The organism is Faecalicatena orotica (assembly GCF_003149245.1).
GTDB classification, from domain to species: domain Bacteria; phylum Bacillota; class Clostridia; order Lachnospirales; family Lachnospiraceae; genus Faecalicatena_A; species Faecalicatena_A orotica.
On the sequence record NZ_QGDL01000014.1, the window covers coordinates 81,265 to 107,636 of the forward strand.

23 protein-coding genes are annotated in these 26,372 nt (G+C 43.2%); 21 read left to right on the plus strand and 2 right to left on the minus strand.

The genetic code is table 11. The features are described 5' to 3' along the window. The first annotated feature begins 36 nt into the window (after positions 1-36). Positions 37-783 carry a pyruvate formate-lyase-activating protein gene (gene pflA, locus A8806_RS20165; protein WP_109732969.1) on the plus strand — a complete coding sequence of 249 codons (747 nt, stop codon included), beginning with the start codon at positions 37-39 and terminating at the stop codon, positions 781-783. A gap of 95 nt (positions 784-878) precedes the next feature. Here the strand turns inward: pflA and A8806_RS20170 are convergent, their stop codons facing one another. Next, positions 879-1,496, minus strand: coding sequence for an MBL fold metallo-hydrolase (locus tag A8806_RS20170; protein ID WP_109732970.1), 618 nt, complete (start codon positions 1,494-1,496; stop codon positions 879-881). Between the two features lie 261 nt (positions 1,497-1,757). Here A8806_RS20170 and A8806_RS20175 point away from each other — a divergent pair, with 261 nt between their 5' ends. The 13 genes from A8806_RS20175 to A8806_RS20235 all read left to right on the plus strand — a co-directional run bounded on the left by A8806_RS20175 (position 1,758) and on the right by A8806_RS20235 (position 16,412). Next, the gene (locus tag A8806_RS20175) at positions 1,758-3,218 is read left to right on the plus strand and encodes an FAD-dependent oxidoreductase (RefSeq protein WP_109732971.1); all 1,461 of its coding nucleotides are present in this window, start codon (positions 1,758-1,760) and stop codon (positions 3,216-3,218) included. Next, complete coding sequence (locus A8806_RS20180; protein ID WP_109732972.1) at positions 3,219-4,124, plus strand: tocopherol cyclase family protein; 906 nt, start codon at positions 3,219-3,221, stop codon at positions 4,122-4,124. A gap of 390 nt (positions 4,125-4,514) precedes the next feature. After that, positions 4,515-5,324 (plus strand): Rpn family recombination-promoting nuclease/putative transposase, encoded by an 810-nt coding sequence (locus A8806_RS20185; RefSeq protein ID WP_109732973.1) that lies wholly within the window; start codon positions 4,515-4,517, stop codon positions 5,322-5,324. Between the two features lie 504 nt (positions 5,325-5,828). Next, positions 5,829-6,494 (plus strand): response regulator transcription factor, encoded by a 666-nt coding sequence (locus tag A8806_RS20190; protein ID WP_109732974.1) that lies wholly within the window; start codon positions 5,829-5,831, stop codon positions 6,492-6,494. Then, the gene (locus tag A8806_RS20195) at positions 6,491-7,486 is read left to right on the plus strand and encodes a sensor histidine kinase (protein WP_109732975.1); all 996 of its coding nucleotides are present in this window, start codon (positions 6,491-6,493) and stop codon (positions 7,484-7,486) included. Before A8806_RS20190 ends, A8806_RS20195 begins: the two co-directional genes overlap by 4 nt. 105 nt (positions 7,487-7,591) lie before the next feature. Beyond that, positions 7,592-8,347: an ABC transporter ATP-binding protein gene (locus tag A8806_RS20200; RefSeq protein WP_109732976.1), complete on the plus strand. Its 756-nt coding sequence runs from the start codon at positions 7,592-7,594 to the stop codon at positions 8,345-8,347. After that, positions 8,344-10,251, plus strand: a complete 1,908-nt coding sequence (locus tag A8806_RS20205; RefSeq protein WP_109732977.1) for an FtsX-like permease family protein — start codon at positions 8,344-8,346, stop codon at positions 10,249-10,251. The genes A8806_RS20200 and A8806_RS20205 overlap by 4 nt, the downstream gene beginning before the upstream one ends. A 285-nt stretch (positions 10,252-10,536) precedes the next feature. After that, on the plus strand, positions 10,537-11,706 hold the full coding sequence (locus A8806_RS20210) for an iron-containing alcohol dehydrogenase (RefSeq protein ID WP_109732978.1): 1,170 nt from the start codon (positions 10,537-10,539) through the stop codon (positions 11,704-11,706). A 105-nt stretch (positions 11,707-11,811) separates the two neighbouring features. After that, positions 11,812-12,558 (plus strand): nickel pincer cofactor biosynthesis protein LarB, encoded by a 747-nt coding sequence (gene larB / locus A8806_RS20215; RefSeq protein ID WP_109732979.1) that lies wholly within the window; start codon positions 11,812-11,814, stop codon positions 12,556-12,558. Further along, positions 12,555-13,877: a nickel pincer cofactor biosynthesis protein LarC gene (gene larC / locus A8806_RS20220; protein ID WP_109732980.1), complete on the plus strand. Its 1,323-nt coding sequence runs from the start codon at positions 12,555-12,557 to the stop codon at positions 13,875-13,877. The genes larB and larC overlap by 4 nt, the downstream gene beginning before the upstream one ends. Further along, the gene (gene larE, locus A8806_RS20225; RefSeq protein ID WP_109732981.1) at positions 13,861-14,694 is read left to right on the plus strand and encodes an ATP-dependent sacrificial sulfur transferase LarE; all 834 of its coding nucleotides are present in this window, start codon (positions 13,861-13,863) and stop codon (positions 14,692-14,694) included. Before larC ends, larE begins: the two co-directional genes overlap by 17 nt. Then, positions 14,694-15,071 carry a MerR family transcriptional regulator gene (locus A8806_RS20230; RefSeq protein WP_109732982.1) on the plus strand — a complete coding sequence of 126 codons (378 nt, stop codon included), beginning with the start codon at positions 14,694-14,696 and terminating at the stop codon, positions 15,069-15,071. The genes larE and A8806_RS20230 overlap by 1 nt, the downstream gene beginning before the upstream one ends. Before the next feature lie 63 nt (positions 15,072-15,134). Then, a complete protein-coding gene (locus tag A8806_RS20235; protein WP_109732983.1) occupies positions 15,135-16,412 on the plus strand; it encodes an HD domain-containing phosphohydrolase in 1,278 nt (425 codons plus the stop codon). 49 nt (positions 16,413-16,461) lie between these two features. On the opposite strand, the gene A8806_RS20240 is transcribed toward A8806_RS20235, so the two are convergent. Next, a complete protein-coding gene (locus A8806_RS20240) occupies positions 16,462-17,766 on the minus strand; it encodes an MATE family efflux transporter (protein WP_109732984.1) in 1,305 nt (434 codons plus the stop codon). A 352-nt stretch (positions 17,767-18,118) separates the two neighbouring features. On the opposite strand from A8806_RS20240, the gene A8806_RS20245 reads away from it, so the two are divergent. The 7 genes from A8806_RS20245 (at position 18,119) to A8806_RS20275 (ending at position 26,372) form a co-directional block, all read left to right on the plus strand. Continuing rightward, positions 18,119-19,300: a DUF4317 domain-containing protein gene (locus A8806_RS20245; protein ID WP_109732985.1), complete on the plus strand. Its 1,182-nt coding sequence runs from the start codon at positions 18,119-18,121 to the stop codon at positions 19,298-19,300. Positions 19,301-19,663: 363 nt separating this feature from the next. After that, complete coding sequence (locus A8806_RS20250; RefSeq protein ID WP_109732986.1) at positions 19,664-20,476, plus strand: hypothetical protein; 813 nt, start codon at positions 19,664-19,666, stop codon at positions 20,474-20,476. After that, positions 20,460-21,335, plus strand: coding sequence for a hypothetical protein (locus tag A8806_RS20255; protein WP_109732987.1), 876 nt, complete (start codon positions 20,460-20,462; stop codon positions 21,333-21,335). Before A8806_RS20250 ends, A8806_RS20255 begins: the two co-directional genes overlap by 17 nt. Then, positions 21,328-21,969: an ATP-binding cassette domain-containing protein gene (locus tag A8806_RS20260; protein ID WP_109733054.1), complete on the plus strand. Its 642-nt coding sequence runs from the start codon at positions 21,328-21,330 to the stop codon at positions 21,967-21,969. Before A8806_RS20255 ends, A8806_RS20260 begins: the two co-directional genes overlap by 8 nt. Before the next feature lie 45 nt (positions 21,970-22,014). After that, positions 22,015-23,112 carry a hypothetical protein gene (locus A8806_RS20265; RefSeq protein WP_109732988.1) on the plus strand — a complete coding sequence of 366 codons (1,098 nt, stop codon included), beginning with the start codon at positions 22,015-22,017 and terminating at the stop codon, positions 23,110-23,112. 218 nt (positions 23,113-23,330) lie between these two features. After that, positions 23,331-24,539, plus strand: a complete 1,209-nt coding sequence (locus tag A8806_RS20270; protein WP_242996206.1) for an amidohydrolase family protein — start codon at positions 23,331-23,333, stop codon at positions 24,537-24,539. A gap of 39 nt (positions 24,540-24,578) precedes the next feature. Beyond that, a complete protein-coding gene (locus A8806_RS20275) occupies positions 24,579-26,372 on the plus strand; it encodes an aminopeptidase P family protein (protein WP_109732989.1) in 1,794 nt (597 codons plus the stop codon).

Sequence of the window (26,372 nt, forward strand, 5' to 3'; positions counted from 1 at the left end):
TTTTATAAGTACTAATATTTAGTCAGAGGTGAAAAAATGACAGAGCAGACAGAGAAAAAAGGGTATATTCATTCCCTTGAAAGTTTTGGCTCTGTAGATGGACCGGGTGTCCGGTATGTGATCTTTATGAGCGGGTGCGCAATGCGCTGCCAGTTCTGCCACAATCCGGACACGTGGAATATGCAGTCAGGTACGCCGTACACGACGGACGAATTGCTGAAGCAGGCAAAGAAATACCGCTCTTACTGGGGAAGTAAGGGCGGTATTACAGTAAGCGGGGGAGAACCCCTCCTCCAGATTGAATTCCTGACAGAACTATTCCGGAAGGCAAAGGAAGAAGGAATTCACACGACACTGGACACAAGCGGCAATCCATTTACAAGAGAAGAACCATTTTTCAGCAAAATGCAGGAACTGATGAAATATACAGACCTGATTATGCTGGATATCAAGCATATCGATGAAGAACAGCACCAGATTCTGACCGGATGTACCAACCGGAATATACTAGATCTGGCGGAATATCTATCAGAGACTAAAAAACCGGTCTGGATCAGACACGTCCTTGTACCCGGAAGAAGCGATCAGGACGAATATCTGGAAAGGCTGGATACATTTGTCCAGACACTGGGAAACGTGGAAAAGGTAGAAGTACTGCCTTATCACACACTGGGCACCTTCAAGTGGAAAGAACTTGGACTTTCATATCCACTGGAAGGAGTAGAACCGCCTTCAAAAGAGCGGATCGAGAATGCAGAAAGAATACTGCATGTATCTTCATAGGGGTCAGACCCTTTTGCGGTCCGTATTCAGAATATTCTGGATATAGACGTAAAAACAGGCGGACTTTCACCGCCTGTCGAGAAATTGTTTCTTAATCATGAACAAAAATTTGAATAATTTGTCTGTACCAGATGTCCACCCTCGCAGTCATAAATATATTTGATCTGTGCCCGGGTTAATTTCTGGGCAGAGGTGAGGATATTTCTGTCTGAAGAAGCAGTCCTGTCAGTGTTGGAAAACAGCACGGCATGGCTGCTTTTTTGGACTAGCAGACTCTGTCTGTGTTCTTTTGCAGCTAAATGCCGGGTGTCATTTCCAAATATGAGAAAATGCTGCCCGATGCTGTACATGTCATCCGTAAAATGTGTGCGGCACAAGATACTGTCCTTCAGTTCCGCCTGACAGTATCCGTTTAGTTTCTTATTAATATCCAGAACATATTTTTCTGAGGGGACCCGGGGGAGATAAAAGTCTGCACAGGGGCAGGCTGCAAGAAAATATTGAAGCTCTCTGGACACGTCTGTACAGCCTGCAGAGAGAATGATTGTGTCAACATTTTTAAGATGTGGTCTGATAAATTGAATGTTGCTGCGCAAGGCATCTGCATTGGAAGAGATAAAAAGCAGCTTTCTTTTGCAGGTGTCTATATACCATGTTGGGTTGTCAGGTAAGTGGCCTGATGACAGTGATCCGGTAAATGTTGAAATCTTCATATTCAAATCCTCTCAGAATGTGGACCTGTGTTTGGCAGGTACTGCTGTTGACTGACTGCATAGAAAACGAATGTACGAAAAAAACAATAAATCTACCCTAATAATTTAGCACATTAATACAATAAAGACAATGGGATTGTGAAAAAAATTACAATTTTATCCAGAAAATAAAAAAACGTTCAGGAACATGTTTTGTAAGTCTGGGAACTGCCATGTATATAATTTCCAGTCCGGTCAATCCTATTGATGAGGTGAACGTAAATGGTGAAAAAATCAATATGGAGTATATCGGCATCTGCCGGAAAAAGAGATCCGTTGTCGGGAAATATCAGTACAGATACTGTCATCATTGGAGGCGGAATGGCGGGAGTCCTGACGGCTCATTTTCTGGAGCAGGCGGGTGTGGAATGTGTGATACTGGAAGAGAACAGAATCGGCAGCGGGCAGACGAAAAATACGACCGCAAAAGTAACAGCACAGCACGGTCTGATCTATGACCGGCTGCTCCAGAGCGTGGGGAAGGAGAAAGCCAGGCAGTATGCAGCCGCAAATCAGGAGGCAATACACCGGTATCGGATTCTTGCAGAGAAGTACCAGATGGATTGTCAGTGGGGGGACTGCCCGGCTTATCTGTATACTTCTGTCGATTCAAAAAGGCTGCGACAGGAATATGAAGCGGCAAAAAGACTCGGGATTCCGGGGGAACTGACGGAAAAGACCGAGCTTCCGTTTCCGGTAAAACTAGCCCTGAAATTCGAAAATCAGGGAAGATTCCACCCATTGAAATTCTTGTACAGCATTGCGGGGGATCTGAAGATCTATGAAAATACAAAAGTAAAGCATGTGGAGGGACACACTGTAACGTCGGATCTGGGGCAGGTAACAGCTAAGAACATCGTGTTTGCATGTCACTATCCATTTCAGAATGTTCCGGGATATTACTTTATGAGGATGCATCAGGAGAGAAGTTATGTTGTTTCCGTAAAACAGACATGCAGTTTTAACGGTATGTATTATGGAATCGATGAAGATGCATTGTCATTCAGAAGCGCGGGCGAAGAAATCTTGATCGGCGGGGGCGGACACCGTACAGGAAAGAAGACGGCGGGGAACTCTTATGACTATCTGGCGCATATGGCGGAAAAATACTGGCCCGGATGTAAAGAAACTGCCAGATGGTCGGCACAGGACTGTATGACTTTAGACAACATTCCCTATATCGGGCTATTCAGCCGCTCCTGTCCGGACTGGTATGTAGCCACTGGTTTTGGAAAATGGGGTATGACAAGCTCTATGGTATCTGCAATGATACTGACAGACCTGATTCTGAAAAGAGAGTGCCCTTATGCGGATGTATTTTCCCCCCAGAGGTATAACATTCAGGCATCGGCAGCAAATTTTATCAAAGACAGCGGGCACGCGGCAGCCGGACTTCTGAAACGCGCAGCGGGCATACCGAAAGAAAAACTGGAGGAAATACGGCCTGGCGAGGGTGCCGTGATAGAACATGACGGCCAGAAATACGGGGTATATAAATCCGAAACAGGAAAAAAGTATGCGGTATCTGTCAAATGTCCCCACCTTGGCTGCCAGCTGGAATGGAATGCACAGGAAAAAAGCTGGGACTGCCCATGCCACGGTTCACGGTTTGACTATCAGGGGAGAAAGCTTGATGAGCCCGCGCAGGAAGATACCGAATGTTATATATGGGAGGAGGACTAGATGAAAGAACAATACTTTCACGGGATCGGCAGGCGCTATCCCTATTTTGAAGGCTGGTATTTAAAACATCAGAACATGGGGAAGACGATTGCATTTATTCCAGCACTGCACGCAGATAAAAAAGGAGGCTGGTCAGCCTCCATACAGGTCGTGCTGGATGACGGTGCATGGTACTTCACTTACCCGGTTGAAAGCTGCAGGATCAGTAGAAAAAAGTTTTGTGTAAAAATAGGAGAAAATGTATTTTCGGAAAAGGGAATCCGGATTAAAATACACGATTCCCGGGTTTCGGTTGAAGGGCAGATTATGTATTCGAAATTCAGGAAGATCAAGGGCGACATTATGGGATTTTTTCGATGGATTCCCTGTCTGCAGTGCCATCACGGCGTGATCAGTATGGCCCATGACCTGGCCGGGAGTCTGAAGATTAATGGCGAGCGGGTCGTGTTTACAGGAGGGCGCGGATACATTGAGACGGACTGGGGATCTTCCTTCCCAAAGACATATCTCTGGACACAGTGCGGATTTGGAATGCAGGAAAAAAACAGTATCATGGTTTCCGTGGCAGATGTCCCAGTGTTCGGAGTCAGCCTTTTGGGCTGTATCTGCGCGATTCATTACAAGGGACGAGAGTACAGGCTAGGAACCTACTATGGTGCACGGGTGACTGATTATGGACCCGACACTGTCACACTCACACAGGGGAAGATGAAAGTGAGAATCACAAAACTAAGCGAACATGCACTGGGACTTCATGCACCGCAGATGGGGAGTATGAAGAGGATGATAAAAGAAAGTCCTGCCTGCCTTGTGCGCTACCAGTTCTGGAGGGGGAAGAAACTGGTCTTTGATGTTACCTCGGACCGGGCGTCGTTTGAGTCAGAAACAGAGGAAGTAATGGACTAGAATAAGTTTAGAGCGTGTCAAGGAATCATTGTACACGCTCTATTCCTGTCGATGTCCAAAGTATTGTGGAAAGTATTTTGTGAAAATTCCAATATTGCTTTAACTGATATATTATGGTAGAATAGCACTACATCAAAAATCAAGACAGATTCATTTCGAATATTATAACTGTCTTTTCAACAGCCATATGCTGTTTGTATCTGAATTCAGGCATTTTCAGCCAGATTACAGTTTGATGAAAAACAAGAAGATTTTTATTAGGGAACAGAACCCGGTCAATGACAAATTCCGCTAATTATGCTAAAATAAAAAAGAAACGGAAATATCTGATGAGGCTCAATAATCTTCCCGAATAAAAATGAATTAACACAAAAGGGAAGGAGAAGGTGAGTGAAAGATTTTAATGAAGTGCGAGAAAGGGTAAAGCGGTTAAATATAATTGACGATACTCTTTTTCAAAAAATGTCAGAAGATATTGGTTTCTGCGAAGAAATGTTTTCGACAATTTTGGAAGAGAATATTAAGGTTGTTCAAGTAGTACCACAGAATTCTATTAAGAATCTGCAGGGACGTTCGGTAATTGTTGACGCTTTGTGTGAAAAACAGGATGGCACATTTATAAATGTTGAGGTACAAAAGAGTGATAATGATAATCATCAGAAACGGGTCAGATATAATGCATCATGTATTACGGCAAATGTTATGGATCCGGGAACAAAGTTTGAAAAGATTCCCGATCTAATCGTAATTTACATATCCCAGTTTGATATGTTTAAAGGAAATAAAATTATATATCATGTGGATAGAACGGTTCGGGAAATGAATACCAGAGTATACAATGGCATGGAAGAAATTTATGTAAATACAAAGGTAGAGGATGGAAGTGATCTTGCTGAATTAATGAGAATCTATACGAATGCAGAGGCATATAATTACGAACAATTTCCGAACACATCCATAAGAAAAGCACAACTCAAAAAAAGCAGGGAAGGGGTGGAGATGATGTGTGATATAGTAGAAGAATACGCAAAGGAATACGCAAAGGAATATGCAGAAAAACAGAGTCGGATTGCGGTCAGACAGGCAGAAGAGAAATTGTCTAAAAGGCTCTTGGAAGAAGGCATGCCGATTGAAAAAATTGTATCTATGATGGAAATGCTTTCAGAGGAGGATGTGAAAAGAATTAGCGGTGAAATGTAAAAGGGACATTTTTTTATAATGTAATAGAGGCAGAAGCGAATGCCGGTGATTATTTCACCGGTATTTTTGTACATTTTGCCGCTGGGGATGAATGGGACAGAACTGTAACGTGCGCACTCTTTCTTTTATTACAGTTTTGCAAGGTATCTTTTTTTCCGTAATTCATGTGGTATACTATTTACACTTAGCGAGGTTTTATCGAGCTTAGTGAAAATGCATACCTGAACACTTGGTGAGGTGCTTTCGAATCTAGTGTTCATGGTATACTATTTACACTTAGCGAGGTTTTATCGAGCTTAGTGAAAATGCATACCTGAATACTTGGTGAGGTGCTTTCGAATCTAGTGTTCATGGTATACTATTTACATTTAGAAAGGTCTTGCTGGGCTTAGTGTAAAGGTATACCTGAACACTTGGTGGGGGAATTTGGGGCGTGTTTGAGGATTCATTGTACAAGAACTTCAAACACCTCTAGCATACATTTGAGTTTAGGGAGAGATGACGATGAAGATTCTGATTGTAGAAGATGATATGACGCTGGCCAATGAGCTGGCTCTGCTGTGCAGGCGGTGGGGATTTGAGGCCGTCTGCGCCAAAGGGTTTCGGGAAATTACGCAGGAATATATTCAGTGCCAGCCGGATTTTATACTGATGGATATTAATCTGCCATATTATGACGGGTTTTACTGGTGTGAGCAGATCCGTAAGATTTCTAATGTGCCCGTGCTGTTTTTATCCAGCCGGGACCAGAATGCGGATAAGGTGATGGCAATGGCGTCCGGCGGGGATGATTATGTGGAAAAACCATTTGACCCCGAACTGCTTCTGTTGAAGATCCGGGCAATGCTGCGCAGGGCTTACGAGTATACGGCCAATGACAGGGACTATTTAAATGACAGCATGTATTATGAGAACGGTATGTTTTTCTGTGACGGAAAATCGGTGGAACTGACCAGATCCGAGAGTAAGATTATGTCCACCCTGCTGTCGAAACGGGGGAGCATCGTCAGCAGGGAGAAACTGATGCAGCAGCTTTGGAACACGGATGAATTTGTCACGGACGCATCGCTTACGGTGCTGGTTTCCCGGTTACGAACGAAACTGAATGAGATTACCGGAGGACAGGATGTGGTCGTTACGAAAAAGGGAATGGGGTATTATATCGAATGAAAAATTATTTCCGCGAACGGGAAAAACAGATTTTGACAGGTGTACTGATCCTCGGTTTTATTAATCTGTATTTTTTAGTCCTCTGTGCAAGCAGACTTTATGTTCAGGATCTGTTCTATCTCGATGCAGTTCTTATTGCGGCTGCCGCAGCGGCAGTTTGTCTGGATTACAGAAGGTGGAAAAAGATTCCGCACATTTTCAGGGACGATATCAGGCGGCACAGGAGTGAGCTTGAGCGGCTCCTGGGAAAACGAATGACAGATCTGCTTTTTACGATGGAAGGTGACCACGAGGAAGAAATCCGCTCCCTCTGTGAAGATATGGATATGCTGACGGACTATATAACAAAATGGACGCATGAGGTCAAACTTCCGCTGTCAGCCCTTGGACTGATGAATGAGAGGAATCAGGACCGGGAGCTGAATACGGAGATGCAGGACTGCATTGAAAGAATCCAGCAGCTTTTAAATATAATGATGATGAGCAATAAGCTCAAAAACATGGAAAATGACGTCAAGTTCGAGCGTGTTTCTCTGGATGAGTGTGTGAGCGAAGCACTACGGAACCAGTCCTATTTCCTGATTCAGAATCATTTTCAGATCGGGAAGAACTGCGGGGATACTGCAGTGTATACAGACAGGAGGTGGCTTGTCTATATCCTGGACCAGCTGGTCGGGAATGCTGTGAAATACAGGCAGGAGGCACCGGAACTTCATTTCAGTGCAATGCGGGAGTCGGCAGACGGTGTGGTGCTGAATGTCCGGGACAATGGAATCGGGATTAAAAACGGAGAGATTCCTTACATTTTTGAGCGTGGGTATATCGGGAGCAATCTGCGTGCAGGAGATTATCGCTCTACCGGAATGGGGCTATATTTTGTGCGGGAAACGGCAGGACATCTGGGCATTCAGATAAAGGTATATTCAGAACATGGAGCGGGAACAACATTTGAACTGCATTTTCAAAATAACGATTCGTATCTTATTTTGTAAGGAACCTTGCAGAACTGTTAGAAAAGGGGAGGCACTGTTATACGGATGAAAGGATTTAAGGCCGCCTTTTTGTTACACTTTTAGTAAACAAAGGAGGCTATAGAAATGAAAAAGATAGTTGAAATCAGAAATCTTGTGAAAAGTTTTGGGAAAAAAGAATATGAGACACGTGTTCTCAAGGGGATTAATCTGGATATCCAAGAGGGGGATTTTATCGCCATCATGGGGCCCAGTGGAGCAGGAAAGTCTACTTTGCTGAATATGCTCTCAACGTTGGATAAACCAACCAGAGGGCAGATTTTTCTGGACGGCGAGGATGTGACAAAGGCTGACAACAAGCGTCTGTCAGTTATCCGCAGGGATAAGATCGGGTTCATCTTTCAGGAGTATAATCTGCTGGACAATATGAGCCTTGAGGATAACATTGCACTGCCGCTCTCTTTAAATGGCGTGAAGAGTAAAGAAGTCCGAGAACGTGTGAAGAACATGGCGAAGCTTTTTGGGCTGGAGGAACACCTTGCAAAGCATCCGTACCAGCTTTCAGGAGGCCAGAAGCAGAGAGGGGCCAGTGCAAGGGCGCTCATTACGGAACCTGAGATTATATTTGCAGATGAGCCGACCGGGGCGCTGGATTCAAAGTCCAGCAGGGATCTGCTGATGAGCTTAAAGGCTGCAAATGATTCCGGGAGGGCAACAATCCTGATGGTGACCCATGATGCATATACGGCAAGCTATGCAAAACAGGTCTATATGCTTGCTGACGGGCAGATACAGTGCAGGGTTTATAATAAAGGCAGCCGGAAAGAGTTTTACGAGGAGATTCTGGACCTGCTTGCTTCAATGGGAGGTGACAGGGAATGAGTCTGATACAGCTGGCATTTTCTAATTTCAAGAGAAGCTTACGAGAATATGCGGCGCTGATCATATCGCTGTCATTCTCTATTTTTATCTTTTTTAACTTTCAGAATATTGTGTACTCGGATTCGATGGATGTCCTGAACAGTATGAAGAAAGAGTATATTGATGTGGTCGTAAATGCGGCCTCTGTAGTATTTGGTGTATTTCTGTTTTTCTTCATCTGGTATGCGACAAATGTATTTTTGAAACAGAGGAAAAAAGAAATCGGAATCTATACGTTTATGGGGCTGGATAATATAAGGATTGGAAAGATGTATGCGCTGGAGGCATTTTTTATCGGTTTGTTCTCGCTGGTTATCGGCCTGGCCACGGGGGCGGGATTTTCGAAGCTGTTTCAAATGCTGCTGTTGAAACTTTCTGAGATCAGTGTGGATATCCGTTTTTCTTTTACTTTAAAACCAGTTCTGGTCACTGCAGCTGTATTTTTTATCATATATGGGCTCATGATTCTGAAAGGCTATGTTTCGATTACAAGGAGCAGTGTACTGAGTATGCTTTCCGGAGCAAAACAGGAGGAAATGAAACCGGAAAAAACATGGTTAACTCTCATAAAGGTAATCACAGGCATCCTAATACTGGCGGCAGGCTATATATGTGCAGTAAGGACTGGGGAAATAGATACTCTGACATACGCTTTTGCAGCTGTCGTGCTGGTGATTGCCGGAACATACCTTCTGTTTGGCGGGGCAATCCCGTTCTTTATCAGAAAACTGACCGGAAGGAAGGATTTTTTATATCAGAAACAAAGAACGCTGTGGATCAATAATCTGTCCTATAGAATCCAGCGGAATTACCGCACTTACGCTATGGTGACGATTCTGATGATCTGTTCAGTTTCTGTACTTGGTACGTCCATTGCTATGAAGCAGCGCTATGATAAAATGACGCATTTCAGAGATACGTTTACGATTCAGGTAGTCGCACAGGAAGAAATGGATAAAGATGAAATAGAAAAAGGGATTGAACAGGAAAACAAGGTGGAATACAGTGCCGAAGTATCTTACCTGATGCTGGATCCAAGTTATTTCCATACAGAGTATACAAACTCTAATTATGGGATTATCCCATATTCCCAGGTCAAAAATGCAGCCGGGCAGGCACATCTTAAGTTCGGGTATTCCGAATTAAAGCAGGATGAAGTGATTGAACTGTCGCATGTTATATTAATGAGTTTTGTAGGGTATAACGGTCCAAAGGAGGTTCAGATCGGGGATGATAAGTTCCGTATTCTGGCGGAAGACGATACACCGTATCTCGGGGAAATGCAGGGGGCGATGAGCATTTATGTGGTGAATGACGAGGTTTATAAAAAGCTGGAACCATTGGGAATTGTAGCCCATATGTATAATTATAAGCTTGAAGATCCTGCAAATCTGGATGCATCCAGACCTTACCTAAAGTCACTCGCAGAACAGGGGGAGGACGGTCTTTGGAATGTTGGTGTAAATTTTAACAGTCCGGAAGGGAAGGACGAAGCATGGATCCGTGTCATGTATTCCCTGTGCATCTTTATGTTCGTGACACTGATCCTCGCGGGCGGCAGTATTATCTTTATTAAACTGAACAATGATGCCTGTGAGGACAGAGAGCGCTACGGTGTGCTTATGAAACTGGGAATCGACAGGGAAACATTAGGAAAATCTATCAGGCAGGAAATCCGTTTTACTTATTACTGCCCGTTCCTGTTGATGACGGTAACCTCATGGTTTGCCATAAAGGCACTGGGAAACGTCATGAAGGAAGATTTGTTCAAGGTAAATATCTACAGTGCGGTTTCTATACTGGCGGTATTTACGGGGATTTATCTGGTTTCGGTGAGGGTGTTCAGAAGAAAGGTGTTGGATTAAGTTAAAGGTGTTATATGCTCTAAGTGACTTCTTAATCATGGTCTTTTCATGGTTAGTGAAGCACTTAGGGCATATTTTATTTTTATCAGGGATTGAAAAGAATCATGTGCAGCATTACAGATTCGTTTCCGATATTTTTATACGGATGAATAGTAACGGCTTCAATATAGAAAAAAGTCTTGACTTGGAGTTAACTTCAAGGCGTATGCTACTATCAGGCAGAAATGCCGGAACAAGGTTAACTTAGATTTTATACGATTGTATAAAAAGAAGGAGGCATTTTTTATGAACGGTTTTGTATATGATATCCCTGTAAAGGTATATTTTGGCGAGAACCAGCTTGGAAATCTCGGGGCGGAGTTAAAGAAATTCGGAAACAGGGTACTGCTTACTTACGGCGGGGGCTCTATCAAAAAATCAGGCCTGTATGACAGTGTTACTGATGAAATCAGGAAGGCAGGACTCGAATTGTTTGAACTGTCAGGGATTGAGCCAAATCCGCGTATCGATTCTGTGCGAAAAGGGGCTCAGATTTGTAAGGATGAGAAGATCGATGTTCTTTTGGCTGTCGGTGGAGGATCTACGATTGATGCGACTAAGTATATGGCAGCAGGAGCCTGCGTGGACCATGATCCGTGGGAGTTTTTCAGTAAGTGGGCACCGATAGAAAAAGCACTTCCCATTGTTACCGTACTGACGCTCTCTGCGACGGGGTCTGAGATGGACCCGGGCGGAGTGATCAGTAATCCTGAGACAAAAGATAAGATCGGAAGGCTGGCACCGCAGCTCCTTCCAAAGGTTTCTTTCCTTGACCCGACACTGACGTATTCTGTCAGTGAGTACCAGACGGCATGCGGGGCAGCCGATATGATGTCACATATTATGGAAGTTTATTTTAACATGGAGCAGGATTTATATATGCTTGATTGCTTTATGGAAGGTTTGATGAAGACAATCATAAAGTTTGCGCCTGCAGCCATGAAGGAGCCAGATAATTATGAGGCACGCGCCAATCTGATGTGGGCATCGAGCTGGGCAATCAATGGATTTGTGAATGGAGGAAAGCAGCAGGAATGGAGCTGCCATCCGATGGAGCATGAGGTTTCGGCAATCTATGACATCACACATGGCCTGGGCCTGGCAATTCTGACACCGAGATGGATGGAATACTGTCTGGATGAGACAACTGCTTCTAAATACTATCAATTTGGGGTAAATGTATTTGGGATTGATGCTTCCCTTCCTGAAATGGAGGCCGCTAAGAAGAGTATTGAGATGCTGAAGGAATTTTTATATGGTATACTGGGACTGAAAAGCAGCTTTGAAGAAGTAGGGATTGATGACAGTAATTTTGAAATCATGGCAAAAAAGGCATGTATGGGAGAGACACTGGAGGGATTCAAGTCTCTTAAGCAAAAGGATATTGAAGAAATATTTAAGATGTGTCTGAAATAGAACCGACTCTGTCTATCAACTTAAAAAAATGCAGCAGGCTGCGTGACAACGGAGTGAAGAACAGATATAATAAGAAGATGACCACGAAGAATGAGGTGACAATAGATGGAAACACATGAGGTGCTGGAAAAAGTCAGAAAAGGCGAGATGTCCGTTGAGGAAGCGGAACAGTATTTCCGGAGGGAGCCTTTTGAGGAGATGGGGTATGCAAAGCTGGATACCCATAGAAAGTTAAGGTCCGGTTTTCCGGAGGTGGTCTTTTGCAGCGGGAAGACGGATGAGCATTTACTTGATATTTATAAAAAGCTGTATGAGGAGGAAGGCGAGGTATTCGGGACAAGGGCATCAAAAGAACAGTATGATTTCCTGAAGAAGGAACTGCCGGAGGCAGAATACGACCCTCTTTCCAAAATACTTAAGATCGAAAAGAAAGAAAAAGAGCATATCGGGAAAATTGCTGTCTGCACGGCAGGGACAGCGGATATTCCGGTTGCGGAGGAAGCGGCCCAGACGGCAGAATATTTTGGGAGCTATGTGGAGCGGATATATGATGTTGGTGTCAGCGGCATACATCGCCTGATGTCCCGTCTGGATGTTATCCAGAGCGCCAACTGTGTAGTTGCGGCGGCAGGTATGGAGGGGGCTCTGGCCAGTGTGCTTGGGGGGCTTGTAGATAAGCCTGTTATTGCGGTGCCCACATCAGTCGGTTATGGAGCCAATTTCCACGGCCTTTCAGCACTGCTTACGATGATTAATTCCTGTGCCAACGGGATCGCGGTAGTTAATATTGACAATGGCTACGGGGCAGGGTATATTGCGACACAGATTAACAGACTGGGGGAGAGACAATGAGCAGAACATTATACATGGAGTGTGGCTCGGGAATCAGTGGAGACATGGTAGTCGCGGCGCTTCTGGACCTTGGTGCGGATGAGAAGGTTTTACGGGACACACTGGACAGCCTGCATGTTTCCGGCCACCGGATCGAGATCAGCAGGGTCTCAAAAAATGGACTGGACGCCTGCGATTTTCGCGTGATTCTGGATGAGGAGCATGAAAATCATGACCACGACATGGCGTATCTTCACGGACACGGGGACGGCATACATGAGCCGGTGCACGGTCATAACCATAGCCATGAACACACTCATGGACATGACAATGAGCATAACCACGGGGAAACAGCAGCTCACAGCCATACTCACGAACACCGGAATTTGGCGGATATTCTTTCTATTATAAAGGATTCGGCCATGACAGAGGCTGCAAAGAAGTGTGCGGTACATATTTTTGAAATTCTGGCACAGGCGGAAGCAAAAGCACATGGTGTGCCTGTGGAAGAAGTACATTTCCATGAGGTGGGGGCTGTTGACTCTATCATCGATATTGCGGCGGCAGCAGTCTGTCTGGATAATCTGGGAATCGAAGAGGTGATTATCCCCGTTTTGAATGAGGGGTCAGGATATATCCGATGCCAGCACGGGATGATTCCTGTCCCGGTACCCGCGGTGTCTGCCATAGTACAGGCATACGCCCTGACACTTCATATGACGGGGATAGAGGGAGAACTTGTAACACCGACTGGGGCTGCCATTGCAGCAGCGGTCCGGACGTCGGAAAAGCTGCCGGATAAGTTTACCATTCAAAGAACTGGGACCGGAGCCGGAAAGAGAAGCTATGAAAGGCCAAGCCTGCTCCGTGCGATGCTGATTGAATCCAGAGAGATTGAAGAAGATTGTATTTATAAACTGGAAACGAATATTGATGACTGTACAGGCGAGGCCCTCGGTTATGTGATGCAAAGACTGCTTGAAGCCGGTGCGAGGGATGTCCATTATATGCCCGTCTTTATGAAGAAAAACCGTCCCGCATATCAGCTGAATGTTATCTGTAGTGAAAAAGATGTTGAAAAGATGGAAGAAATCATTTTCATGGAGACTACAACGATCGGTATACGCAGACAGAAGATGGAGCGGAGTGTTTTAAAGAGAGAAACTAAGGAAATTGAGACTTCTCTTGGAAAAGCTGTCATAAAGATATGCGGACTTCCATCAGGAACACGCATTTATCCGGAATATGAGAGTGTAGCGCAGTTAAGCAGAAAAACAGGGCTGTCCTGGCAGGAAGTATATGAATTAGTTGGGAGGGAAGCCCATGACAGAGTACAGTAAGAAGCGAAAGGCCTTCCTGAATGCCATGGGGGAATATACGAAACACGATGTTGCAGTGGCATTTTCAGGAGGGGCAGACAGTAGCCTGATTCTGAAAGCTGCCTGTGAGGAGGCAGAAGCATATGGAAGCAGGGTATATGCAGTTACGATGCAGACCGAACTTCATACGATGGAGGATTTAAAAACGGCTGAAAAAGTAGCGGAGGAAACGGGGGCATATCATATCGTTCTCCGTATAAATGAACTGGAGGAAGCGGGAATTGAGATGAATCCGGTTAATCGCTGTTATCTCTGTAAAAGACTTTTGTTTTCCAGACTGCGTGAGAGGGTTTGCCAGCTTGGAATCGACATGATTTTGGAGGGGACCAATGCAGATGATTTGAAGGCGTACCGCCCGGGAATCAAGGCAGTTGAGGAACTGGGGATCGTAAGCCCTCTTAAGGATGCGGGATTTACGAAACAGGAAGTACGGCAGATGGCAGCCGAATATGGAATTTCAGTAGCGGAACGCCCGGCGGCCCCGTGTATGGCAACCAGATTCCCATACGGGACAAGGCTGACTAAAGAAAAGATGTTGGCGGCAGCTACGGGGGAAGCATACATTAAGACGCTTGGCTTTTATAATGTGAGGCTGCGGGTCCAGGATGAACTCGTACGCATAGAAGTTGACCGGGACCGGCTGGAGCAGGTGCTGAAATATAAAAAAGAAATCACAGACTACTTAAAGAGGCTAGGATACAGATATGTGACGCTTGATCTGGACGGATTCAGGTCAGGCAGCATGGATCTGGAACTCGGAGGAAAAGGGGGCATATGATGACGATAACAGAAGTTAGTAAAAAGTATGATATCACCGCCGATACACTCCGCTATTATGAAAGAATAGGCCTGATCCCGCCGGTTCCCAGAACAAAGGGGGGCGTGAGGAATTACGATGAAGATTCCTGCCGCTGGATCGAAATGATGAAATGCCTGCGTAAAGCGGGTGTACAGATTGAGGCACTGATCGAATATGTGGCATTATATAAGCAGGGTGATTCTACGCTTGATGCAAGAAAAGCAATTCTGGTTGAACAACGCAGCCAGCTTGTGGACAGGATGGAAGATATGAGGGCATCTCTGGAGAGACTCGATGATAAGATTGAAAGATATGAAAATGGACTTATGAAAACTGAAAAATTGCTTAATAAATAAAATGATATGGATTTCTGCGCGCTAGAGCTGAAAGGCAGGAAGACTCGCAGTGGAGGAAAAGAGATGATAACAGGTTCCATAATTAAAAGTGAGGATATTATCGGGGTAATCCAGCGAACCTTGAATGAGGTCGATACCCGGCTTGTAGAGCATGGTGTGCGGGTGGCATATCTGGTATCTGGAATGTTGAAAGTGGATGGCGGATTTACGGATAAAGAGATGCAGGATATCTGCATCCTTTCTGTACTGCATGATATAGGGGCCTACAAGACGGAAGAGATAGACCGTCTGGTGCAGTTCGAAACGGGAGACGTATGGGAGCACTCCATATATGGTTATCTGTTCCTGCGTTATCTTTCTCCACTGGATGAATGGGCCGAGGCGGTCCTGTACCACCATGTGCCCTATGAAAGGATTCCCCATACAAGGCAGGAAATAAAGAAGGTAGCGCAGATGATAAGCCTAGCCGACCGGATGGAGATTTTCAGCAGAAATGCCAGGCAGGAAGGAACAAACGCCAAGATGTGGGAGGCAGCAGTAGAATATCTGGACAAGAGGCGTCCGGGCCAGTTTTCGGATGAAGTTACAGCGTCTTTTTTACAGGCTCAGAATGAATTTTCCATTTATGACAAGTTAAAAGAGGAGAGCATTGATTTCTATGAGGTTTACCCGGGTGTGACTCTAACTGAGGACGAATGTATGAAGTATCTCAGGATGATGACATATGCCATAGATTTCCGCAGTCAGCATACAGTAACGCATACAATTACGACAACCAGCATCAGCAGCAGCTGTGCCCGCTATATGGGGATTTCAGCGGATCGGATCGAACGGATAAGGTATGGGGCGATGCTGCACGACCTCGGTAAAATCGGAATCCCGGTGGAGATACTGGAATATCCGGGAAAGCTTAGTGCACAGGCGATGAATATCATGAGGACACACGTGGACATCACAGAGCGGATACTGAATAAAGCAGCGGCGGAAGATGTCACGAGGATCGCCCTGAGACACCATGAGAAAATTGACGGGAGCGGTTATCCCCGCGGGCTTACGGGGGAGGATATGACTCTGGACGAGGAGATCGTGGCGGTTTCAGATATTGTCAGTGCGCTGATAGGAACGCGGAGTTACAAATCTGCTTTTTCCAAGGACCGTACATTGTCTATTATTCAGGAGATGTCTGATGAAGGAAAGTTAAATCCCGAAGTTGTCGGTACGATGAAGAAAAATTTCAATGCGATCATAGACGAAGTGGCAGAAAACTGTGCAACCGCACTTCAGAATTATTATGGGATCCAGTCGGAATACCGTAGACTGCTGGTCAAATATCTTTCTTAAAAGTAAAGAAGTCTAAAGCAGCCGGGGCATTTGTGCTCCGGCTGTTGTTTTATCTTGAACGGCAAAGCAGGAACAAAACTACCATAGTTACCAATGCTTCAGCGGCAGGCACTGTCAGCCAGATTCCGGTGAGCCCGAAGAGGGCTGACAGGATAAAAGCAAGTGGAATAACCAGTAAAAATCCCCTTAGGCATGAAATAAGGAATGCATTTCCCGGCCTGTCGATGGAACTGAAATAGGCGGCAGTAATGATATTAATTCCGATGAACAGGAAGGCCGTAAAGTAAATATGCATTCCCTGCACTGCAATTGCATGGAGAGCCACATCTTTATCTTTATTAAAAAGCTCCACGATTGGATCGGAAAAGAAAAACATGCATCCATAAGAAAACAGCGCAAACAGACCAGATGTAACCAGGGCATAGCGAAGCACCTTTTTGATATTTCCATGTTCCTTTTTCCCGAAGCAGCTGCTTAAGACCGGCTGGATGCCCTGTGAGATACCGGTGAAAATAGAAATCAGTACAAGTGCGATATTCGCGAGAATGCCATACGCGGCAACGCCCAGATTACCGCTGTCTTTCAGGATCAGCATATTGAAAATGATCATAACTACCCCGGAGGAAACCTCTACAATCAGAGAGGAAACTCCGAGAGAACAAATATCCCTGATACTTTTGAAATGTATTCCGGTACGGCAGAAAGAAAAGTTGTTTTCTTTCCTGATAAAATGCCGCGAAAGGACAAGCATACTGATAACAGGGGCGATTCCAGTTGCCAGGGCGGCACCTGCCATTCCCAGCTGAAGCGGAAATATGAGAATGTAATCCAGCACAATATTGGCAAAGCTTCCAAGCAGCATGGCTGTCATAGAGAGCTGCGGCCTGCCGTCGTTGCGGACAAAAGCAATTAGCAGATTATTCATCATGAACATCGGTGCGAATAAGAGCAGGATGCGCAGATAAACACCGGTCAGTGAAAGGATCGTGGAATCAGCGCCCAAAAGGCCGGCCAGCTGATAGGGCAGAAACAGGCCGATCAGAAAAAATACTGCTGCAAGACAAAGCATAAAACAAAAAGCCTGGGTAAAGATGGTCTTCCTTACAGTTTTATCGCCTCTTCCTCCGGCGATGGAGTAACGGGTTGCGCCGCCGATCCCGATCATCAGCCCCAGTCCATTCACAAAGCTGTAGGCCGGGATTGCAAGGTTGAGCGCGGTCAGCCCGTCGGCTCCGACGCCTCTTGCAATAAAAAAGGTATCCGCCAGAATATAGCAGGAAAGGCCGACCATTCCCAGTATATTTGCGGAGACGTATTTGATAAAGGTTCGTAAAATAGAGTTCGTCTGGTTCATTTTATTATTCTCCTGTTTTCATATGATATGGATTCTTTCGGACAAAATAAAAGCATTCGCTCCCCCATACCTTCTAAGGCCTGCCGGTATGGGGCACGAATGCTTTTAGTTTCCCTACCCGGCGGCAGGGACAAGCATCTTTCATCGGAGGGAAAATACTTTTCGCTTCCGAATGCATTTCAATGTTGTATTTGTGAAATTTATACTATCATAGATTAAATAAGAAATCAATGCTTTTCTGAAATCGGTTTTCGGTGTAAAATAGCATTACGCTGTTGTTCACAGGCAGCCCTGTAAACAGTAAAGCAGGTTTTGTGCAGATATTAAGTCATAGAAGAAAGAGGGAAGATAAATGAATAAGAAAGAAGTACTGGAGATAAGAAAACAATTTACACCAGCCAACTGTGCCATCACCCGCATCTGTGGATGCTATGTAGACCATGAAAAGAATAAGAAAATGGAATCGAGAGATGCATTCCTTTCCCTTCCGGAAGAAGAGGCATTTAAGTACTTTGATATTTTCAAAAAGACAATGTCAGGCACAATGGGGCGCAATATGCTGAACATGGAGTTCCCGCTGGACGCGGAGATGCCGGGCGGAACACAGGAATTCCTAATGAAGCTTCGGAACAGTAAGCTGGAAGACGATATGCTTCTGGAAGAATTTTATGATAAAGTAATCGAAAGCTACATATATGAAGAAAACTATTATATCGTCCTTATACATGCAATGTACGATATCCCCGGTAAATCCTCGGATAATATCGAGATGTTCGATGCGTCTGATAATGTATATGAGTACCTGCTCTGCAGTATCTGCCCGGTCAGCCTTTCCAAGCCGGGGCTCTGCTACAATGCGGAGGATAATAGGATACAGGACAGAATTCGTGACTGGATCGTAGATGTGCCGGATAAAGGATTTTTGTTTCCTGCATTTACAGACCGTAATATGGATATCCACGGTGTTTTATACTATACGAAAAAGTCTGAGGATCTGCAGGAAGAATTTATCGACCATGTGTTAGGTGCCAAGATGCCGATGTCCGCAGATACACAGAAAGAGACATTCCAGATGCTGATCGAGGATACACTTGGAGAGGACGGGGATTACGAGACTGTCCGTAATATCCATGAGACCCTGAACGAACTGATTGAGGAGCATAAGGAAGAGCCCGAGCCGCTTGCTCTTGACAAGACGGATGTTAAAAAAATCTTTGAAAAGAGCGGTGTACCGAATGAGAAGATGGAAACGTTTGAAGAGAATTTTGAGGAGACAGCAGGAGAAAAGGCTTCCCTTCTGGCAGCCAATATCGCGGAGACACGTAAGTTCAATATCGAGACGCCGGACGTTGTGATCAAGGTAAATCCGGAGCGCATGGACCTCGTAGAGACGAGGATTATTGACGGAAGGCAGTGCCTTGTGATTGCGGTGGACGACCATATTGAGGTGAACGGGGTCAATGTCCGCACCGTGAAAGCTCCGGGGAGTATTACTGTTGCCGGGAATGAGGAAACTGAAGATATAGAGCAGTAAAATAAGTGAAAGTGGCTGCGGTTAATCCCCTGGGGTCACTACCCAATAAAATTATGAATGAAAATTTAGCGTTGCTAGAAAATAAAATTTAGCAGTTATGAGCCGTAGACGGGCCTGGGACAACTCCCTGCCCGTCTTTTTTGAATTCATAAATATTTAGTAAACTTTATTTACAGGTCCATTGCATTTCTTTTCCGACAGACTTAGTGATGCTTGAAAGTATTCAGAATTATTAATTGGGGGACAGGAATGATACTGTTAAGGGATATTTAATTGAAAAAAATTAGATAATTGTTATAATAAATTTATAGAATACAGAATAATTAAATGAGATATAATTAGCCATTGTGGGGGAGAGTTTGATTGAAAAAAATATTAGAAAATATTAGATATGATTTGTATCGAAGCATGTATAGAAAATCATATGTGGTTAAGATTATTCTCATTGCCGCTGTATGCCTGATGAGTCAGGTGGATGTATTAAGAGATCTATATTATGGAAGATCGCTTGAGGGGTATGACATTATTGGAGTATATAATTTCATTATACATTTCGATCGGTTTAAAATTGTTTTACTTGTCATTATTGCTTCAATTTATACAGACAGTTTTTGTGTTGATTTTAATTGTCACTATTTAAAATATATTATTGTCCGAAGTGGTTTGAAAATATATATTATATCCAGAATCATTGCTATTTGTATTTCAGGGATCATTGCTTATATTGGAGGAGTTACAGTTTATTTCATAATTTTGGCATCTAAAATGCCGCTGACAGAACTAGAAAACCCTATTTTCCCACAAGAAGCATTTGCTTCATTTGAAGAGCTGCCACCGCATGAACACGCATGGCTGTGGCTTACGCTGACATCAGTCTTGTTTATTTTATCTGTTCTGATATTTTGCGTGGCCGGATTCTATATTTCTATCTTTTTAACCGATTCACTGGCAGCTATATGTATGCCAACTATTTTATATTTTGCTTTAGCGAGTGTGACATTCCTGTTCCCGGAAATATTATATATACCAGCCTATGGAAATAATGTGTTATTACTAAATGGAGATATGTGGGTAAATTATTTTTATAAGATACTGGTAAATATTGCTGGGATTGTATTGTTTACGGCTCTCTCTTATTTGAAATTGAGGAGAAAAGGCTATGAAGGAGTGCTTTAAAAAATCCTGGAACTATTTTAAAATAAAAATGAACAATATATTATATAACCAACATTTCTGGATTATAATTGTTATTATTTTTATTGTTATTTTTGAGTATACCAAGGACATACGTATTATGATAAAAATGACAGGGGTTCCTATTACACCCTATTTTTTCACATTTTTTTTGAGCGACTATGTGGTTGCTTCAGGGGTAATGAAAATTTTAATATTACTTGGTTTTGTGGCTGTTATTTGCAACGTTTCTAAGATGTATCAGGAAAAATATTATTTTATTATACGTACAGGGTACAAAGCAGGTGTATTTGGCGATGCATTATTTATAGGAGCAGTTTCTGTTATTTATGCAGCAATAATTTATTTGTTTAGTATCATATGTTTTTTACCGAATTTGGAATTTCAGTTGGGCTGGGGAAAAATCATTAGCACTTTGGCTTATACTGATGCCTCTGTGCAATATGCTTCAGTTTTTGTGATAAATAGCAGAATAATTGATATCTATAATCCGGTTGAAGCTACTTTACTATCGTTCACATTACTGGTTTTAGGGTGTTGGATGTTGGGGATGCTTGTCTATGTTGTCAATGTTATCTCTAATAATAAAGCGCTTGGAATAGCTATTGCGTGTATTTTAATATTGATTAGTCCAATTGTGATTTATTATAGGATATCTGCATTGTATTGGGTATCACCAATGACATGGGTTAGTATCGGCTGTTTAACTCCTGTTTTGGATTCAGATTATCCGTCGGTGTTTTATGCGGCGGGAATGTTTATGCTTATGCTGACAGTAATCTTAATAATACTTAATAAACATACCGCACGAATGGAGATTAAGGGTGATTATCATGGCTGATGTTAGAGTTAAAGTGAAAAACCTGAGTAAGAACTTTGATAATAATGTAGTGTTAGACCGTGTTTCTATGGAGTTGGAAAAGGGAAAGATATATGGACTTATTGGCAGAAACGGATCGGGGAAAACTGTTTTAATGAAATGTATTTGTGGATTCCTATTGCCATCATCAGGAGAAATACTAATAGATGGTCAAAAAATGTCAGAGAATGCTCATCTACTTAATGATTTCGGTATAATTATAGAAGCACCGGGTTTTTTGCCTAATTATTCCGCTGTTAAAAACTTGCAATTGTTATCCTCAATCAGGGGAAGATGTGACCTTAATCATATCATAGACTGTATAAAATTAGTTGGACTTGATCCTTCATCCAGAAAAAAAGTTTCGAAATACTCAATGGGCATGAAACAGCGTCTTGGAATTGCGCAGGCGATAATGGAATATTCTAATATTTTAATATTAGATGAACCAATGAATGGATTAGATAATCAAGGCGTGGATGACATGAGAAAATTATTTATGAAACTGCGTGAAGAAGGAAATTTAATATTGTTAGCGTCTCACAATAGAGAGGATATAGAATCACTATGTGATGAGGTATTCGAGATGAATGCTGGAAGATTGATTAAAAAATAATGAGGACATGAAGACTAAAGGAAACTCTTCAGGGGGAGGATTATAATGGTGGGAAAATATTTAAAGGTTATTTTTGTAATCCTTATTATGATGATTTTTACAGTAAATTGTACAAAGAAAGAAGAAATGCAAAAAAATTCAGAAGAGTTTGACATTCAAGTTGATGAAAAGATTAATGAGAATTTGAAGGTTAAAATTAGTAAAGCGTTTTCAGAAAAGGAAGTGAAAAATCAGGCAGTACTATCAGTTGAGCCTTATCCATTAACTGAGAAATGGGCACAGGGATTGGCAGATAAATATTTTCATATAGACGGCAGCGTTAAACTGAATAGAAATAAAGAATATGAGGAAAGTTTTGGAGATTTATGTTTTGATATATCAGGAGATGAATATTATTTTTTAGCGAAATTAGATTCTATTACTTTCTATACAGATAAAAACTTTGATAATGAAGCCCGGGTCTATTTTGAAGATGCTTTTGGTCTGTACCCTTACTTTAAAGAGGATGCTGCCAAGTATTATGATCAGAGTGACTTGACGAAAATGAGTTATCAGGAAGCTCAGGAACTTTGTACGAGTGTTTTATCTGATTCCGGTTTTTCATATTTTGAGCCGGGAATAGAAGGTTTTACAATTACGTCTGAGGCTATGAGGAAGTACAGAGAAGCGAATCCCGATATATTTAATGCAGAGTTGGATAAAACAGGAGACTGGCTTAAGTCAGATGGTTTCTATGTGTTTTGTTTTCCCACAGAAGTAAATGGGGACAAAATTTGTGGGAACAGTATTTTTGTGGATTATGCGCAGTTTCTAGTATGTGACAACAAGATTATCTCAGCCTTCATACCTTCAAAATTAAAAGTTAAGGAACAAGAAAAAAAGCAAATTAAGGATCCCCAGTATGTACTTGATAATATTATAACAATGTATGAAAATATCATATTGACCAAGAAAGTAGAAATTTATGACTTGAATATGATATATGCATGCACTAAAATGAATTCTACACAAGGAGAAGGCATCAGGTCGTGGGAATATATTTGTGCACCTATATGGGAGTTTAGTGTAAGGTTTACAGATGAAACAGGAGTTATGGAAGGGAATGTTTTATATAATGCTGTAACGGGAGAGCGGATATATTAGTATTGAAAACAATATTTGGTGAATAATAGTAAAAAATGCACGATTAGTTAAATGTTAGTTGTGAAAAAAGTATAGACTAAGACCCTAACTATGATTGAAATCTTATATAAAATGTGGTATTGTTAAAATATGGACAATGAGAGGCAAAAATGTATGAGGATATAGCCTTGTGGCATGGGGAATGTCAAAAAGCAGTGTTGTCCGGGAAAGGAAGGTATATGGGTATGATTTATTGTGGTAAGCATTTACTAACAGGAGACGGCAAGACACATCTGACAGACGCAGCGGTGGTTGTAAATGAAGCAGGTAAGATTCAGGACGTAGGGACAAAAGCAGATATGGTACAGAAATATCCTGATGAAGAAGTGAAAGATTACGGTGATGTGACACTTCTGCCGGGACTGTGCGATATGCATGTTCATTTTGGCTATTACTACAGCCAGCCGGATCAGTATAACTATGACGATTACATGATCGCTTATTATGCGCAGGAGCAGGCAAAGACCGCATTAAGCCTTGGCATCACGACTGTGCGTGACCTTTCTTCACCTCACAATTTGTGCAAGCAGCTCAGACTGGCAGGGGAAAAGGGATACTGCAGGGTCCCAAGGATTATCCACTCAGATGCAGGCATGTGCATGACAGGCGGACACGGACATGATGACGGGATCGAGGAAGTAGACGGAGAATGGGAAATCCGCAAAGAGATCAGAAAGCAGATCCGTGACGGCGCTGACTGGGTAAAGATCCTGACAAGCAACCGTACAAGTATTCCGGAATTTACACAGGCTGAACTGGATGCGGCAGTGGATGAATCACACCGTGTAGGCAAAAAGTGCGCAGTACATGCTGGACTCCAGCCGGCACTGCAGATGTCAATCGATGCCGGGTTCGATACGATAGAGCATGGAACCTTCCTTACATACGATCAGGTAAAACAGATGGCTGCAAACGGACAGGCATGGGTACCTACGATGACAGCCTATACCGTACTTTATGAGTTCTGCAAAGAAAAAATTGAGGCAGGATTTGACTCAGGCGACAGAATCGCTGCAAAAGCAATTAAAGATATGGCATTCTTTGAACCGGCTTACAATGCATATAAAGATAACTTCAAAAAATTCTATGACACTGGCGTTACGGTTTGTACGGGAAGTGATATGGTACTTTATGAGGCTCCTCCGCTCCCGATTAATCGTGAACTTGAACTGATGGTAGAATATGGAATTACACCGATCCAGGCAATCGAGACCGCAACTTCCAACCCGGCAAAAGTACTGGATCTGGAGGATGTTATGGGACAGCTGAAACCGGGCCTTGAGGCGGACATGATTGTTGTAAAGGGAAATGTTGCTGAGGACATCAAAGCTGTGAATAATCTTGTAGATGTATACATGAGCGGGGAACTGGTATACGAAAGTAAATAAGGTTCATTTTATTCTGGTAAAGAAAGAGAGGACTTAATCATGAATGTAACAGAACGTGTAGCTGCACTTAGAAAAGTAATGGCGGAAAAAGGGATCGATGCTTACATGGTTCCATCTGCTGATTTTCATCAGAGTGAATATGTTGGGGAATATTTTAAAGCAAGAAGATACATATCCGGATTTACAGGTTCCGCAGGAACTGTAGTCATAACACAGGACGACGGCGGACTGTGGACAGACGGAAGATATTTTATTCAGGCGGAGACACAGCTAAAGGGAAGCCCAATCCGTTTGTTTAAAATAAATGAACCAGGATATCCTACCGTAGAGGAATATCTTGCGGATGTTGTTCCGGAAGGCGGTACAGTCGGATTTGACGGACGTGTCATCCCGGTTGTGGAGGGAAAAGCTCTTGAGGAAGCGTTTGCAAAGAAGAATATTAAGATGCATGACGGCGAAGACCTGATTGATTTAATCTGGGAAGACCGCCCGGCCATGTCTGAGGAGAAAGCATTCCTTCTTGATGTGAAATATGCAGGAGAGTCTTTTGAATCCAAACTGGAAAGAATCCGCAAAACAATGCGTGAAAATGGCGCAAATGTCCATGTAATCGCTACTTTGGATGAAGTGGCATGGCTGTTTAACATCCGTGGGAATGATGTTGTATACACTCCGGTTATTCTTGGATATGCAGCTGTTACACTAGATAAAGTATACTTGTTTATGGATGAAAGAAAACTCAATGATGAGATCAAAGAGTCCTTTGGAAAAGTAACAGTAGAGATCCGCCCGTATAATGATGTCTATGATTATGTGAAGAATCTGTCTCCGGAGGAAATCGTAATGATCGATCCGGAAAGGATGAACTACAAGCTTTATAAGAGCATACCGGCAGAGGTGTCAAAGGTTGAAGCAGAGAATCCGGCAGTTCTGATGAAGGGCATGAAGAATGAAGTAGAGATTGCCAATACAAGAAATGCTTATATCAAAGACGGTATCGCCTGCACGAAGTTCATGTACTGGCTGAAAACGAACATCGGCAAGATGAAGATCACTGAGATCAGCGCGGCCGACGAGCTGGAGCGGTTAAGAAGAGAGCAGGAAGGCTTTATTGACTTAAGCTTCGAAACGATTGCCGGATACAAGGAACATGCAGCTATGATGCACTATGCGGCTACACCTGAGACGGAATATGAACTGAAACCGGAGGGCATGCTTCTGGTAGATTCAGGCGGACACTATTATGAAGGAACAACAGATATTACGAGAACCTATGTTTTAGGAGAACTCAGCGACGAATTAAAGACACATTATACAACAGTCTTACGTTCCATGATCGATTTGTCTCTGGCAAAATTCCTTTACGGATGCCGCGGATACAATCTGGACATTCTGGCAAGACAGCCTGTATGGGATCTGGGCCTTGATTTTAAATGCGGAACAGGACATGGCGTAGGCTATATATTAAGCGTTCATGAAGGACCTACCGGATTTCGCTGGTATATCGTGCCTGAGAAGCATGAGACCCACCCGTTTGAAGAAGGAATGATTATCACGAATGAGCCGGGAATCTATATCGAAGGTTCCCACGGTATCAGAACGGAAAACCAGCTGATCGTAAAGAAAGCAGAGAAAAATGAAAATGGACAGTTCATGGAATTCGAAAATATCACAATGTCACCGATCGATCTGGATGGAATTAATCCGGAACTTCTGACAAAACGTGAGAGAGATTATCTGAATGCTTATCACAAACAGGTTTATGATGTGATCGGACCGCACCTGACAGAGGAAGAACGTGACTGGCTGAAAGAGTATACAAGGGAAGTTTAA

Bases quoted from the DNA above. Each gene is read 5' to 3' on its own strand.
- A8806_RS20180 (WP_109732972.1), top strand. From the start codon at position 3,219: ATGAAAGAACAATACTTTCACGGGATCGGCAGGCGCTATCCCTATTTT.
- A8806_RS20190 (WP_109732974.1), top strand. From the start codon at position 5,829: ATGAAGATTCTGATTGTAGAAGATGATATGACGCTGGCCAATGAGCTG.
- pflA (WP_109732969.1), top strand. From the start codon at position 37: ATGACAGAGCAGACAGAGAAAAAAGGGTATATTCATTCCCTTGAAAGT.
- A8806_RS20230 (WP_109732982.1), top strand. From the start codon at position 14,694: ATGACGATAACAGAAGTTAGTAAAAAGTATGATATCACCGCCGATACA.
- A8806_RS20265 (WP_109732988.1), top strand. From the start codon at position 22,015: ATGGTGGGAAAATATTTAAAGGTTATTTTTGTAATCCTTATTATGATG.
- A8806_RS20235 (WP_109732983.1), top strand. From the start codon at position 15,135: ATGATAACAGGTTCCATAATTAAAAGTGAGGATATTATCGGGGTAATC.
- A8806_RS20240 (WP_109732984.1), bottom strand. From the start codon at position 17,766: ATGAACCAGACGAACTCTATTTTACGAACCTTTATCAAATACGTCTCC.
- larB (WP_109732979.1), top strand. From the start codon at position 11,812: ATGGAAACACATGAGGTGCTGGAAAAAGTCAGAAAAGGCGAGATGTCC.
- A8806_RS20195 (WP_109732975.1), top strand. From the start codon at position 6,491: ATGAAAAATTATTTCCGCGAACGGGAAAAACAGATTTTGACAGGTGTA.
- A8806_RS20255 (WP_109732987.1), top strand. From the start codon at position 20,460: ATGAAGGAGTGCTTTAAAAAATCCTGGAACTATTTTAAAATAAAAATG.
- larE (WP_109732981.1), top strand. From the start codon at position 13,861: ATGACAGAGTACAGTAAGAAGCGAAAGGCCTTCCTGAATGCCATGGGG.
- A8806_RS20275 (WP_109732989.1), top strand. From the start codon at position 24,579: ATGAATGTAACAGAACGTGTAGCTGCACTTAGAAAAGTAATGGCGGAA.
- A8806_RS20260 (WP_109733054.1), top strand. From the start codon at position 21,328: ATGGCTGATGTTAGAGTTAAAGTGAAAAACCTGAGTAAGAACTTTGAT.
- larC (WP_109732980.1), top strand. From the start codon at position 12,555: ATGAGCAGAACATTATACATGGAGTGTGGCTCGGGAATCAGTGGAGAC.
- A8806_RS20175 (WP_109732971.1), top strand. From the start codon at position 1,758: ATGGTGAAAAAATCAATATGGAGTATATCGGCATCTGCCGGAAAAAGA.
- A8806_RS20200 (WP_109732976.1), top strand. From the start codon at position 7,592: ATGAAAAAGATAGTTGAAATCAGAAATCTTGTGAAAAGTTTTGGGAAA.
- A8806_RS20270 (WP_242996206.1), top strand. From the start codon at position 23,331: ATGGGTATGATTTATTGTGGTAAGCATTTACTAACAGGAGACGGCAAG.
- A8806_RS20210 (WP_109732978.1), top strand. From the start codon at position 10,537: ATGAACGGTTTTGTATATGATATCCCTGTAAAGGTATATTTTGGCGAG.
- A8806_RS20245 (WP_109732985.1), top strand. From the start codon at position 18,119: ATGAATAAGAAAGAAGTACTGGAGATAAGAAAACAATTTACACCAGCC.
- A8806_RS20170 (WP_109732970.1), bottom strand. From the start codon at position 1,496: ATGAAGATTTCAACATTTACCGGATCACTGTCATCAGGCCACTTACCT.
- A8806_RS20205 (WP_109732977.1), top strand. From the start codon at position 8,344: ATGAGTCTGATACAGCTGGCATTTTCTAATTTCAAGAGAAGCTTACGA.